The sequence below is a fragment of the Micromonospora sp. C28ISP2-4 genome (assembly GCF_030519385.1).
In the GTDB taxonomy this organism is placed as follows: Bacteria; Actinomycetota; Actinomycetes; order Mycobacteriales; family Micromonosporaceae; genus Micromonospora; species Micromonospora tulbaghiae.
In genome coordinates this window covers 59,518-73,089 of the sequence record NZ_JAUMKG010000006.1, presented here as the reverse complement: position 1 = coordinate 73,089, position 13,572 = coordinate 59,518, and the positions used below count along the sequence as shown (strand labels likewise).

The following is a 13,572-nucleotide window of genomic DNA, read 5'->3' as shown; positions in this document are numbered from 1 at the left end:
CGGCGTGGGGAGTGAAGTGACCCCTACCCGCCGGACACCTCGATGTCTGTCAGGGACTCTCGGTGGATCTTCTCGTAGGTGTCGGGGCTGACGTTACCCAGACGGCTGTGCCGACGCCGAGGGTTGTAGAAGCCCTCGATGTAGGAGAAGACCTCCATCTCCAGTTCATGGCGAGACGGCCAGGACCGGGTGTAGATCAGTTCGGTCTTGAGGGTGGCGAAGAACGTCTCCGCCATGGCGTTGTCGTAGCAGTCGGCCACCGAGCCCATAGAGGCCAGGACCCCGCAGGAACGCAGGGTGCGGCCGAACTCGAACGACGTGTACTGCGTCCCCCGATCCGAGTGATGGATGAGCTGTTCACGGGCGGGTCGGCGGTGCTGGATGGCCATGCCGACGGCATCGAGGATGAGCTCGGTGCGCAGGTGATCGGCCATCGCCCATCCGACAACGCGGCGGGAGTAGGCGTCGACCACGACCGCGAGGTAGAGGAATCCTTCCCAGGTGCGTAGGTAGGAGATGTCGGCAACCCAGAGCCGGTTCGGTGCGGTGGCGTGGAACTGCCGCTGGACCAGGTCCGGTGCGGTCGCCGTGGACGCGGCCTTCCGCCGGGGTTTGCCGCGCCGGCGCCGGTGAGCGCCCTCGATCCCTGCTAGCCGCATCAGTCTCGCTACCGACTTGCGGTTCCAACGGTGACCGCGCTCGTGCAGCTCAGCGGTTAGCCGGCGGGCGCCGTAGACGCCTCGGTGCTCCGACCACGCCCGCCGGGTGATCTCCACGCGCTGTTCGTCGCGGCGTTGCCGGTTGGCGGCACGTTGTCGACCGCCGCGCAGCCACTGGTAGAAGGCGCTGTGGCCAACGCCGAGCAGGCGGCAGAGCAGACGGACCGGGTAGCTGGTCTTCTCCGCGTCGATGAACCGGTAGACGTCGGTCCGGTTCACCGCTCCGTCTCGCGTGCGAAGAAGACCGCGGCTTTTTTCAGGATCTCCTTCTCCAGCTCCAGCTGGGCGACCTGCCGCCGCAGCCGCACCAGCTCGGCACGTTCATCAGCGGCCAGGTCACTGGGCCGGCCGCCGTCGCGTTCCTGCCGCATCCGGTCGACCCAGTTGCGCAGCGTCTCGTGGTTGACGCCCAACTCCCGGCCCACATCACGGATCGTGCGACCGGAGTCGAGCACCAACGCCGCGGCCTGCCGGCGGAACTCCTCGGGGTACTTGCTCTGTCGAGCCACAGCGGTTTCCTCCTCCTCGGCAGGATGCCAAGTCAGGAGGTGTCCGGTCTTAGGGGGTCACTTCAGTCAGCCGTGTAGACGCGCCGCACGTCCACGGCTGATCGAGCAGCTTGAGGTGGGCCGCCCGCGTGTGCGGCCCACGGTCGTTCTGCGCTTTACCACCTTGGAAGCCCTCCGCGCACCGGCCTGCCGACCGCCGATGAGGGTGCTCACGACGGTTCCTGTCCGATCTGCCATCCCCAGCCGTTTGAAAGGCCGCCGCCATGACCAGAGCCATCACCGGCATTGTCAGCCTCGTCGTCGTTGCCTGCCTCGGCCTGCCCATACTCCTGCTGACGGCCGTCATGGGCGGCGGCTCCAGGGAGTGCGGCATCGCCGCCACACCCAACATGCATCTCTCCGGGCGACCGCCTACCGTCGGCACCTGGGATGCCGAGCAAGTTGACGTAGCCGCGACCATCGTCGACACCGGCGTCACCAAGGGCATCCCGCGATGGGGCTGGGTCATCGCCGTGGCCACCGCCATGCAGGAATCCCGCCTCCGCAACCTGCCCCATCTGGGCGCCCGCAACGACCACGACTCCATCGGGGTGTTCCAACAACGCCCAAGCCAGGGATGGGGCACCGTCGCACAACTGTCTGAACCCGCCTATCAAGCAGGCAAGTTCTTCGACAAGCTCCTCACAATCTCCGGCTGGGAATCGATGCCGCTCACCCAGGCCGCCCAGGCGGTCCAAGCCTCGGCCTACCCCAACGCGTACGCCACATGGACCAACGATGCCCTCCGCCTGGTGGAGCAGCTCACCACCACCCTCGCCGACTGCACCGCCGATGCACTGGCAGCCCTACCGGCCGGATTCACGCTGCCCTCCGACACCCCGCCAGCGGTGACAACCGCGGTGTTCTGGGCCGCTGCCCAGCTCGGCACGCCCTACCACTTCGGCGGCTCGTGCACTGACCCGCACTCCAACGACCCCCACAAACAGTGCGACTGCTCATCCCTGATGCAAGCGGCCTACCGAGCAGCCGGCGTGTCCATCCCACGTATCACCACCGACCAGGCCAACGCCGGCACACCAGTAGCCAGCCCGACGCGCCTGCTACCCGGCGACCTCATCCTGATCCCCGGCAGCAACGGAACCCCGGCCCACCCACGCCACGTCGGCATGTACCTCGGCGAAGGACTCATCATCCAAGCACCGCAGACCGGCGACGTCGTCAAGATCACTCAGCTGAGCAGCTGGAACGACCAGATCGCCAAGATCCGACGGATCGTTCAGGAGCCTGCTTGAGAAGGGCACGTTCCTGGGTTCGGGACAGTCGCTGCCGCCGGATGCCGCTTGCCGGACGCCGTGGCCCTCGCATCTGCTCATACTTCGACTGATGTGCGACTCGACGATCCGGTCTCGACCTTCACGACGAATGATCGGTAGACGCGGACTGGCGCCCGGATCGCGGCAAATCCGTACGTCGTTGGGATGTCGCCGGACATGCGAACGGGGCCGTCCGACTCCTATGCTTCGGTTGCGCCAGCTTGATCGAGTTCGAATGCCGCTGGTCGCTGGTGATGCCTATGGCCACATGCACACCGCTCCGGCCGGGCTGCACCGCGCTCTGGCCGAACGAGTTCGTCGCACGCTTCCGGCGGGCGACGCGAGAGGATGACCGTATGCCGACCCCCCGCGTCGTTGCCGTCTGTCGTGACGAGACCCATCGGTTCAGCAAGGCGCCGGCCAAGTCGATCACCCTCGTGGCCGGGCTCGGTGTACTCGGCGATGCCCACGCCGGGACCTTGGTCCAGCATCGGTCGCGCGTGCGTCGCGACCCGAACCAGCCCAACCTGCGCCAGGTCCACCTCATCCATGCCGAGGTCTTCAACGACGCTCGGGCCATGGGCTATGAGTTGGGGCCGGGTGATCTCGGGGAGAACGTCCTCACCGCCGACCTCGACCTGCTGGGGTTGCCGACCGGGACGCTGCTCGATTTCGGCGGTCCAGCCGTGCGACTGACCGGCCTGCGCAACCCCTGTGCGCAGATCAACGCCTTTCGGCCCGGGCTGCTCAAGGTGGTGCTGTCCCGCGCGGACGGGACGCCGACCGACGACCCTGCTCCGTCAACCGCGTCGCCGGAGTGCGCGACCGCGCCGGTCATTCGCAAGGCCGGCGTGATGGCAGTGGTCGAACGCGGCGGCGAGGTCGTGCCAGGCCAGCCGATCACGGTGACCCTTCCCGACACACCCCGCACGCCCCTCGCCCCCGTCTAGGCAGTGGGCTATCGGCATGATCGCGGGTCACTAACCGCGGCAGATCCGTGCACCCGATCTTGGCCGACCAGCCGCCAGTGCGTCGGTGGTGGGTAGGCATGGAGGGATCACGTGGAGCGTGAGGGTGTGCCAGAGTGACGCGGTGAGCGTCGCGAGAAGCACCGCCGAGGCGTGGAATGAGGAGTACAAGCACGGCCGTTATGCCGACGAACCACCTGTTGGCTTCGTAGGCGACATACTGCAGGCTGTCGGGCGCGACAATATCTCCGCGGGTCTCTACATCGGCTGCGGCAACGGCAGGAATCTGCTTCCGCTACTCGACGGCGGTCTGAACCTTCTGGGTTTGGACGTGTCGGATGAGGCCATCCGCCAGCTTGCGCAGGCCCGGCCGGACCGGGCGAGTCATCTGGTTCATGGAGACCTCGAAGCGTTGCCTCCTGGCCGTCGGTGGCCGCTTGTTGTCGGGATTCAGGTGTTCCAGCACGGTGACCGGCGTGAGGCACATGAGCATATTCGTATGGCGCAGGAGCGAGTTGAGGCCGGTGGGCTGCTGTGCGTGCGCGTCAACGCTGTAGGAACCGACGTATGGCCGGCGCATGAGATCGTCGAGCGTGATCCGGACGAGGGGTTCTCGGTCCGCTACACGGCAGGGCCGAAGAACGGGCTGACTATCCACTTCTTCAGCGGGGCTGAGCTAGACACTCTGTTCAACGGATGGATGCCCGTGCTTCCGCTGCGGGCGCAACGGACCGAACGGATCCCACCGGGCATCGGACAGTGGACCCAGTGGGAAGCCATCTGGCGCCGACCGTGACCACATACCCGCGGCGCCCCGACGCCGGGAACGAAGAGCACCCAAGTGACAACACGGCAGATGCGTTGATCGATCTGATCCGGTCGAGCACATGGTTGGTGCGCGTGCTGGAAACAGTACGTGACGAGTCCCTCGCCGACGCCTGGGTAGGTGCTGGCGTTCTGCGAGACCTCGTCTGGGGCGAGCGCTACGGATCAGGCTTCTCACCTGCCCGAGTCCGCGACGTCGACGTGGCGTTCTTCGATCCACATGATCTGAGCCGCAGCAACGACGACCGGGTGACCGAACAGCTTCGGACACGTCTTCCCGGAGTGCCGTGGGAAGCGAAGAACCAGGCCGCGGTACACATCTGGTATCCCGGCAAGTTCGGAGGCGGTGCAGTCGAACCGCTCAAATCGATCCAAGATGCTGTCAACACGTGGCCTGAGACCGCTACAGCGGTGGCAGTGCGCCTCGACGCGGACGATGCTGTCGAGATCTGCGCCCCGCTGGGCGTCGGCGACCTCCTCAACGGCGTCTGGCGGCGCAACCCCCGACGCGTCACCATCGCCCAGTCCCTTACCCGGCTTGAGCGCCATCAGCCTCGAACACGGTGGCCCGGCGTCACTGTGATCCCACCAGCATGAAGAATGCGGGGCTCGCCGCGCATGATCGAGTGCACTGTTCTCGGCAGATCCGGACGCCACCTGAGCTCCATGAGCCGCCAAGGCGAGGCTCGAGTCGTTAGGTTGGGCGGCCAGTCCGCATCGGCTGGCGCCCAATGCGTCATGTCCTTGTTCCTGGGCACACGGACCGTGGCGTTGTGAAGCGTTTAGGTCAGGTATGGTCCAACTCCGCGCCGAGCCGGGCGGCAAGGGCGATAGTGTCTTCGCTCGGTTGAGCATCGAGGTCGGCGAGCACTCTCGTCAGGGCGCGCAGAAGAGTACGAATGCCGTCCGCATCGCCGAGGGCGTGCCGGGCGTGCATAGCCTTGGTGTAGAGGGCTTCGTTGTACCGGTCCAGGACGATGGCTTTGTCCAGCAGGTCAGATGCGGTCTGCGGGTCTGGCTTAAGCAGGTCGTCGGCGAGGAGCAGGTGGGCTTCGGTGCCCCATCGCCGCACCGTCTCGCGGTGGGGCTGGAGCCACTCGTAGTCCTGCCCATCGGCCAGTGGCGCGTCGTAGAGCTCGCAGGCAGCGGTCAACAGTTCGTGGCGTCGCGGTCCGGTGGCGATGGTGGCGCGGCGCATGAGGTCTCGGAGGGTCCACACCTCGACGTCGACCGTCGTCGGGTCGAGTCGGTACCTGCCGGCGGTTTTGATGACGTAGGCGTTTTTCGTCTCGGCGGTGCCGGCACGGCCGAGGACGTGTCGCAGGTTCGAAGCGTTGGTGTGTACGCGTTGATCGGCTTGGCTGAGGCGGGCGTCGGGTTCGAGGTATTCGCCGATGTCGCGGGTGGTGACGCCGTCGGGGTGGCAGGCCAGGAAGACGGCGAGTTCGAGGGCTTTGGCGCGCAGGGGCCGGCCCGGTTTGGTGATGTCCTCGATCCGCGGCGAGCCGAGCACCCGAAGTCGGGCCTTCCCGACGACAGCGGCGGAGGAGGTTGCAGTCGCCGTGGGCTGATCCTGAGATGCCGCGTCATTCCGGCTGGCGTGCAGGGCAATGACCGTGGCTGGCTCGGCTGGCGAGGTTGTCGTTGGAGGTTCGCCGGTTTGTGCTTCTCGCAGCGTGGTCAGGGTCTGGATCGCTGTGGTGGGTTCGAGTACGGGTAGGCGCGGCGGTAGCGGTTCGGTTGGCTGACCGGATATGAGGGTGGTCTGTCCGTTTGGGGCTACGTCAATGGTGACGCCGGGGGGCCACTCACCGAGCAGTACCCCGAATACCTGCTTGCTGGCGCCCGCGGCCAGAGCCGCTTTGACGCGGGCTGCGGCTGCTGCGGCTGGTGTCTCTGTGATGAGGACGACCGGAGGCGGAACCTTTGCTTCCGGATTCTTGGGTTGTTGCTGCTCTTCGGGGTCGGTCAGTGTCTGTTCGTCGAGAAGGCGGCTGCGGTGCAGCAGTTGGGTCTCGATCGTGGTGAGTGCGTCGTCGAGGGTGTCGGTGATGTGCAGGCGGGGCCATGGGCTGACGGTCGTCATTTCGGTGCCGAGCAGCGTGGTGAGGGTAGCGGCGTCGATGACGACTTCGCCGCGCGCATCGGGGTGTTGCGGGTCGCCGGAAGCCAGCACTGCTACGAGGGTGGCGCGTGCGGCGGGAGCTGCGCCGTCGCCGACGAGGCCGACGCCACCGGACGGCAGCGGGACAAGGGCGGCCACTGGTGCCCCGTCGTCGGGGTGCGGGAGTTCGGGGTTTCGGGCCACGGCACGGCGTAGCTCGGCCACCGGGGTCGGCAGGTCAGTGGGCGGATCGTGGGGGTCACCGGTGTAGCGGCGCCGGCGCTGCCGCCACACCAGGGCAGCCGCCGCGCTGATGGCGGCGGCGAGTGACCAGGGCAGCCACTCCGCGGAGGTCAGCTGCAGACCCCGCTGGTGGTCGGCGTCCTGCCGGCGTTGCGCGCCGTCGGCTTCCGGCGAGGACGAAGGCCGCGTGGGAGCGTCGGTGGGTGACCCGGAATCCGGTGCGGCGGGTGCGGTCGGCGAAGAGCTCCTGGGCGTGGCAGCCGTCTCATGGTTTTCCGGCGTGGATGGATCGGTGGGCTGCGGGGCTTCCGGCGGGTTGCTCGGCGGTGGGGATGGGGCGACGGTGCCAGGTCGCGGTGAGGGCGGGCGGCGGCCCGGGATGGCGGTCTGTGGGGGTTGGGCATCGGCGGGTAGCCGCAGTTCCCAGCCCGGGTAGATCAAGTCGCAGTCACGCAGTGTGCCGCCGACCTGGGGGAAGTGGCGGTGCTTGTTCATGCGGCAGATTTCCGGCCAGCGGCCGGCGTCACCGAGCCACTGCTTGGCGATCTTCGACAGGGTGTCGTGTCGCTCGACGGTGTACAGGTAGCGGGTGTTGCCGACCTGAATCACTGCCGGCCCTTGCGCGAGGGCTTGCTGAGGAACAGCCGCTGCCTCGGCCGCGTCGACGGCCGCCGGTGGTCGAACGCCGCCGGTGTTCAGTTGGCCGACGGAGGTGACGGCGATCGCCGCGGTGCCGGCCAGGCCGAACACGAGCCGGTGCAGTGGTGCGGGAAGCCGTAGCACCGGGATCCGCCATCGGGTCGCCAGCGCGATCAGCTCGGCGATCAGCAGTAGCGCGAGCACGGCCCACAACAGCCACACCGCCCAGACAGCTGCGCCGGCCAGGACGGTCGAGGTGAACCGTTCGTTCGGCTGATCGAACCATGCCACCACCTGCGTCCAGGACGGCCACCTCCGCAGCGGGTTGCCGTCGAGGGATACCAGCAACGCCGGTACCCCGGCCAGGAACACGACCGTGGCTACGGTGGCCCGGACCGGTCGGATCACGGAGGACACCCGCCCCGCTGTGTCGCGTGGCGGCGTTGAGGCGGGCGGGACGTAGACCGTGGGACGCGCGTATTCGGCTAGCCGGTTGCCGCTTTCCGGGGATTGCTGCGACATCCTGTCCGTCCCCCCGCTTGGTAGATCCCTTTCCTCTCGCATACACGGCGATACCCATCGAGGGCCATCTCCTCAGGAAGGATTCTCACCATGCGCGCACAATCGATCACGGGACGAGAACGTGGTTGACGATCTACTCCCCGGTCGGGAGAGACTGCCTCGCATGCCAAGCGGGGGCACGCGACTATCGATCGATCTCACGTCGTCGGCAATCGCCGCCACCGTCGACCTCGATGGCACCCGGATCCCCGTCCTGCTCAACGGCCGTATCGTCATGCCGCACGGCATCGTGATCGACCCCGCCGGTCAACTACACCCCGGCGTCAACGGGCTGCCGGAGCCCTCGGTAGGTCACCAGTTCATCCGCGACCCGGTGGACCTCCTGCACGCGGCTGACGCCGAGCCGCCGGTGGACGCCGTACAGCTGCTCGCCGGGCAGTTGTGGTACGTCGCGGACCAGGCAGTCCGCCAAGTCGCCGTACCGGTCGCCGCTCTGACCGTGACCATCCCATCGGCCTGGGGACCGCGCCGACGGGGGCATCTCACCGACGCGGCAGCCCGGGCGGGCCTCCCCGCACCGGCCATGGTCACCGCGCCAGCAGCACTCGCCGCTTACGCGACCGCCGGCCACACCCCGGATGGCACATGTCTGCTGATCTGCGACGCCGAGCGGCGTCCAATCACGCTGACCGTCCTGCAAGCCAGCCCCGACGGGTACCAGGAACTCGCCACCCGCCAGGTGAGCCCGAGCCGCGACCTGGACCGAGACCTCGCGCAGCACCTCCTGGCCCGCAGCATCGCAGACGACCCCCCACAACGAACCGAAAGAGGGGCCACACCCGAGCCAGCCGACGCGGCGCTGCTGGAGTCCATCCGCCAGGCCAGGACCGCCCTCTCAACTCAGGAACGCGCACCCGTTCTCCTGCCCTCGCCCCGCCCACCGGCCGTTCTGACCCGCGACGACGTCACCGCAGCAGCGCAGCCCCTCCTCGACGAGACCGCCAATGCCGTCCAAGGCATTCTCGACGCCGCCGACATCAGCCAGCAGCACCTCAGCCACGTGATCCACCGGGAAACCAAAGCAATCCCTGGCCTACAGGAACGCCTCGCGGCCGTCACCGGGCACACTCCGACCGCCCTCGACGGTCACTCCCACGCCCTCGCTGACGGCGCCCTCGCGCTCACCGCAGCCCATCACCAGACAGCAACTACCGCCAACGACACCGCACTGCCACGAGTTCGGCTCCGCGTCCGTGACCTGACCAGCGCCATCATCCTCGGCGTCTGCTCGCTCACCGTGCTCCTACAGACCATCCTCACCGCGGACATCGTCACGACCTACTCCGTCCAGGTCGTCGGCGTCCGCCTCTCCCTGCCTCAACTGGGCATCGCCGGTGCCCTCACCATGCTCACCGCATTCGCCGTGGCGCACCTCGCCCCCACCACCTGGCTCGCCGGCACCCCCAACGCAGCCACCTCCGAACCCACCACCGGCCACCTCATCAGACGCGGATACCTCGCCGCCGCCGTCGGCGGATCAACCGCCGCCGCCCTCTACGGCCTCGCCACCGGCACCGCCGTCCAGTTCGGCTACGAGCCATACCTGAAATGGACCCTCGGCTCCGCACTCCCCCTCGCCGCCTGCGCCGCGATCATCGCCGCCACCGCTCCCCGCATCGCGGCCCCGCAACTGTCCAACTGGCTCGCCCGCACCCGACCGGCGGCCCTGCCCGCCGCCATCGCAACCATCGGTATCTGTCTCATGCGCGCGGCGATCACCCTCACCCCACCGGTCGACCTGACCGGCATGCCCGGCCTCATCGGCAGCGCCGGAGCAGCACTGCTCGGCATCGCCACCGCCCTGACCACCAGCCGAAGCCGCACCACCCGCACCATCACGGCCCCCGGCCTCGCCATCGGCTACGCCATCGTCTTCACCAGCGACACCAGCAGCGCCCTGCTGGTCGGTTACCTCGTCGCCCTCACCTGGTGGGCCATCCAACTCACCGCCCACACCCTGCGGCTCGCCTACCCCGGCACCGGGCAGGCGCTACGCCGCTTAGCGGGCAGTAACCCAACAGGCTGACAACCAGCCGAGCAGCCCAGGCCTCAAAGTCTTGATTCGAGTCGGCGACCCCACCGATGCCCGTTCAACGATGCCGCTGCCGGCTTTGAGTGCCAACGAGCACTGCTGGTCCTGAAAGCCGACAAGCTCAGCCGCAGACAAGATAAATAGGTTCCTGGGAACATCGACCGCCAGGAACCAGGAACAGCGATATGCCGTCGAGTAGAACTCGACGGCATATCGCTGTTCCTGAACCCACTGCAGCTCTGAATTACTCGCGGACGCCTCGAACCCTTGCCGGACGAGCAAATCACCGCGCCTCGGACCACTCACTTTGCCCTGCTCCAAGGAGCAATCGAGCGGCTATCGACGCCGTGACGCAATTTCAGCGACACGGACCACGGGTCACCCCAACAGGGAAGGAGAACCACGCCATGGACACCCCTGAGCGCCACAAGAAAGCAATGCCAACCCAGTGGGGGAAACAGCATGCCGAAATCCCGGTCAGAATTTTCGGAACAGCCAGAACAGGACTACAATATGAATTGCGGTCCGAATGTCACCGATGCGACATCGTCCGTTGGAATTCAGGTAATCGCACCCCTGGAACCGCCACAATTCGGGCCGGCCGCCGCGCGCGCCCTCCTACGGCTCCTCGTCGAGGTGCACCGTGCCCACTGCGCCGCTGTTCAAGACCTCACGGAGGAAACATGACCGTTGACCATGACCGCCTGAGACGAGACCTCACGAAGATGAGCTTCGAAGCCCCGACGCTCTCCTTCGCCTTCTACGGCCGGGTTTCCACCGAGGACAACCAGGATCCGGAGTCGTCCCGACGCTGGCAACTATCACTCGCCCGGACGTTGATCACCCCTCGGAGCGGCGTGATCAACGAGGAGTTCTTCGATGTTGGCCACAGCCGGTCCTTGCCGTGGCAACGTCGCCCGGAAGCCAGCCGGCTGCTCGCTGCCCTGCGCAACCCTCAGCGCGGCTTCACCGCTGTCGTCATCGGTGAGCCGCACCGCGCCTTCTACGGCAACCAGTTCGGTCTGACCATGCCGCTGTTCACGCACTACGGCGTCCAGTTGTGGGTGCCGGAGGTCGGCGGGTTGATCGATCCGGACAACGAGGCGCATGACCTGGTCATGTCCGTCTTCGGCGGCATGAGCAAGGGCGAGCGGAACCGGGTGAAGGTCCGGGTCCGCACCGCCATGGCCTCCCAGACTCAACTGGAGGGCCGATTCCTCGGCGGACGGCCACCGTACGGCTACACGCTCAAGGACCTCGGACCGCACCCGAACCCGGCAAAGGCCGCCGACGGCAAACGCCTCCGCGGCCTGACCCCCGACCCGCAGACCGCACCCGTCGTCCAGCGCATCTTCGGCATGTACCTGGCCGGATACGGAATGTTCGCCATCGCCGAGGCGCTCACCCGCGACGACATCCTCTGCCCCTCCGCGTACGACCGTGCCCGCAACCCCCACCGAGACGGGCTCGCCTGGTCCAAGACCGCCGTACGAACGATCCTGACCAACCCCCGCTACACCGGCCGCCAGGTCTGGAACAAGCAACGCACCGACGAAGTGCTGCTCGACGTCGACGACGTCGCCCTCGGCCATACCCCGGTCATGCGGTGGAACCAACGCGACCGCTGGGTCACCTCCAACGAACTGGTCCACGAGCCCCTGGTCGAGCAGGCAGACTTCGACCGCGTTCAGGACATGCTCGGCCTTCGGGCCCGCACCGCCACCTCACCGAAACGGGCACACCGATCCCGCCACCCCTACGTCTTCAAGAGCCTGGTCCACTGCGGCATCTGCGGCCGCAAGATGCAAGGCCAGCACTCCCACGGCGTCGCCTACTACCGCTGCCGTTTCCCCCAGGAGTACGCCCTGGCCAACAGAGTCGACCACCCCCGAAATGTGATCATGCGGGAAGACGTGCTGATCACACCGCTGGACACCTGGCTCATACAAGGCTTCGGGCCACTGCACCGACGGAACACCATCACCACACTCCTCGACCAGGCCCACACCGGCACGCCCACCGCCGCCCCGACGGCGCTCGTCGAAGGAGCCACAATCGCCGAGTGCGACGCCAAACTGGCCCGCTACCGGGCGGCACTCGACGCAGGCGCCGACCCAGGCGTCGTGGCCGGCTGGATCGCCGAGACCCAAGCAGAACGCGAACACGCCGAACGGCACCAGCACACGCCAGTTGAAGAGAAGACCAACGTCCCTGCCCGCTACAGCGAGGAGCAGATCATCGCCGTCGTCGAGGAACTCGGAGACCTCGTGGCCGCCCTACGGAACGCACAGCCGGAACACAAACTGGAGGTCTACCGCAGCCTCGGGCTGCACTTGTCGTACGACCCGGAAACGCAGACGGTGCGGGCAAGTGTTGACCTTGCCGCGCACCGTTGGGATTCAGTTGGTGTCCGAGGGGGGACTTGAACCCCCACGCCCTATACGGGCACTAGCACCTCAAGCTAGCGCGTCTGCCATTCCGCCACCCGGACCTGCACGTACCAGCCTACCCGGTCGACCAATGTGAGCTGCTCACCGCATCGGTCGGCCTGGCGGGCCGCACGGGGCATTACTGTACACGGCCCGGAACGATCATGCACATCAGCTCCAGCTGGGCACGTTTGCGCAGGTCAACGGCCACATAGATCGGGTGGGTAGCGCGCAACAGCCGATTCCGGGCAGCATTGCTCCCGTGTCCCACCCCTCCCCGTTGATCGCCGCTCAACACCAGGCCCTCGCGCTGCGCGCCGCAGGTGACCTGACAAGCGCCCGCCGCCTGCTCGCCGACGCGATCATCGCGGCCCGCCCGGCGTACGGCGAGGACCACCCGGACGTCCTGGCCACCGGCCACCTGCTGGCCCGGCTGCACCGCGAGGCCGACGACCCGGCCTCCGCCCGGCGCGTACTCGAAGAGGCCTACGCGGCCGGCGAGCGCCGCCGCGGCGAGGCCGACCCGCTGATGCTCGCCCTCAGCTTCGACCTCGCCGGGGTGTCCGAGGAACTGGGCAACCGGCACGAGGCCCGCCGCAACTACAGCCGCGTGGCGACCGCCGGGCCCGCCGTGCTCGGTCCCGACCACCCCGCGGTACGCGCAGCCCGCCAGTACCTCGGCGGCTCCGCCGCCGCTCCCGCGGGCTATGGCCCCTCCCCCGGCGGCTCCGCCGCCGCTGCCGGCCCGCACCCCGGTCCGCCCCTGCCCGGCCACCCGAATCCGGGCCGGCCCGGGCACTCCAATCCGTCCCTGCCGCGGCATCCGAACCAGAGCCCGCCCGGAGGCCCCGATCCGGCACTGCCCGGAAGCGCTGGTCCGGCCCGCCCCGGCCCCGCCTCCTCCGGGTACCCCGGTCACGCAGTGTCCGAGCCCACCGTCTCGCTGCGGGCGGTCGCACCACCGCACCCGCCCGCACCGCCTCGGCCCGCCGCCCCGGGCGTGCCCGCCGCAAGTCCGCCGGTACCCGGTTCGCAGTGGGCTCCCCGCTCGGGCCCGGCACCGCAGGCGCCCCACGCCGGGCAGCCAGCTCAGTCCGCGCCGAACCCGCGTGTCGCTCCGCCTCCCCCGGTTGCACCCGCCCCGCCGCGGCAGCCTCCCGCGGCCGGGCCGAGCGGGCCCGCGAGTGCGTGGGCGCCGCCCTCGCCGCC

The 13,572-nt window shown here is 68.1% G+C and carries 9 protein-coding genes, 1 tRNA gene and 1 pseudogene; 7 read left to right on the top strand and 4 right to left on the bottom strand.

From position 1 onward, the window contains the following. Positions 1 to 23: 23 nt before the first annotated feature. On the bottom strand, positions 24 to 938 hold the full coding sequence (locus tag Q3W68_RS21755; RefSeq protein ID WP_302904860.1) for an IS3 family transposase: 915 nt from the start codon (positions 936 to 938) through the stop codon (positions 24 to 26). Next, positions 935 to 1,228: a transposase gene (locus tag Q3W68_RS21750; RefSeq protein ID WP_013289120.1), complete on the bottom strand. Its 294-nt coding sequence runs from the start codon at positions 1,226 to 1,228 to the stop codon at positions 935 to 937. Before Q3W68_RS21750 ends, Q3W68_RS21755 begins: the two co-directional genes overlap by 4 nt. A gap of 263 nt (positions 1,229 to 1,491) precedes the next feature. On the opposite strand from Q3W68_RS21750, the gene Q3W68_RS21745 reads away from it, so the two are divergent. The 4 genes from Q3W68_RS21745 (at position 1,492) to Q3W68_RS21730 (ending at position 4,931) form a co-directional block, all read left to right on the top strand. Continuing rightward, on the top strand, positions 1,492 to 2,520 hold the full coding sequence (locus tag Q3W68_RS21745; RefSeq protein WP_302907203.1) for an NlpC/P60 family protein: 1,029 nt from the start codon (positions 1,492 to 1,494) through the stop codon (positions 2,518 to 2,520). Positions 2,521 to 2,762: 242 nt separating this feature from the next. Continuing rightward, the gene (locus tag Q3W68_RS21740) at positions 2,763 to 3,491 is read left to right on the top strand and encodes an MOSC domain-containing protein (protein ID WP_302907202.1); all 729 of its coding nucleotides are present in this window, start codon (positions 2,763 to 2,765) and stop codon (positions 3,489 to 3,491) included. Between the two features lie 142 nt (positions 3,492 to 3,633). Further along, positions 3,634 to 4,305: a methyltransferase gene (locus Q3W68_RS21735; RefSeq protein ID WP_302907201.1), complete on the top strand. Its 672-nt coding sequence runs from the start codon at positions 3,634 to 3,636 to the stop codon at positions 4,303 to 4,305. Continuing rightward, positions 4,278 to 4,931 carry a nucleotidyltransferase family protein gene (locus Q3W68_RS21730; protein WP_302907200.1) on the top strand — a complete coding sequence of 218 codons (654 nt, stop codon included), beginning with the start codon at positions 4,278 to 4,280 and terminating at the stop codon, positions 4,929 to 4,931. Before Q3W68_RS21735 ends, Q3W68_RS21730 begins: the two co-directional genes overlap by 28 nt. A gap of 190 nt (positions 4,932 to 5,121) precedes the next feature. Here Q3W68_RS21730 and Q3W68_RS21725 read toward each other — a convergent pair whose 3' ends face one another. Further along, a complete protein-coding gene (locus Q3W68_RS21725) occupies positions 5,122 to 7,728 on the bottom strand; it encodes a LysM peptidoglycan-binding domain-containing protein (protein WP_302907199.1) in 2,607 nt (868 codons plus the stop codon). Positions 7,729 to 8,005: 277 nt separating this feature from the next. Here Q3W68_RS21725 and Q3W68_RS21720 point away from each other — a divergent pair, with 277 nt between their 5' ends. Beyond that, the gene (locus Q3W68_RS21720; protein WP_302907198.1) at positions 8,006 to 9,928 is read left to right on the top strand and encodes an Hsp70 family protein; all 1,923 of its coding nucleotides are present in this window, start codon (positions 8,006 to 8,008) and stop codon (positions 9,926 to 9,928) included. Positions 9,929 to 10,617: 689 nt separating this feature from the next. Then, positions 10,618 to 12,360: a recombinase family protein gene (locus Q3W68_RS21715; protein ID WP_302907197.1), complete on the top strand. Its 1,743-nt coding sequence runs from the start codon at positions 10,618 to 10,620 to the stop codon at positions 12,358 to 12,360. Here Q3W68_RS21715 and Q3W68_RS21710 read toward each other — a convergent pair. Next, a tRNA-Leu gene (locus Q3W68_RS21710) sits at positions 12,339 to 12,425 on the bottom strand. The two genes, Q3W68_RS21715 and Q3W68_RS21710, sit on opposite strands and share 22 nt — an antisense overlap. Positions 12,426 to 12,625: 200 nt before the next feature. Here Q3W68_RS21710 and Q3W68_RS21705 point away from each other — a divergent pair. Beyond that, positions 12,626 to 13,138: pseudogene (locus tag Q3W68_RS21705) on the top strand (tetratricopeptide repeat protein); the annotation flags it as partial. Positions 13,139 to 13,572: the final 434 nt, after the last annotated feature.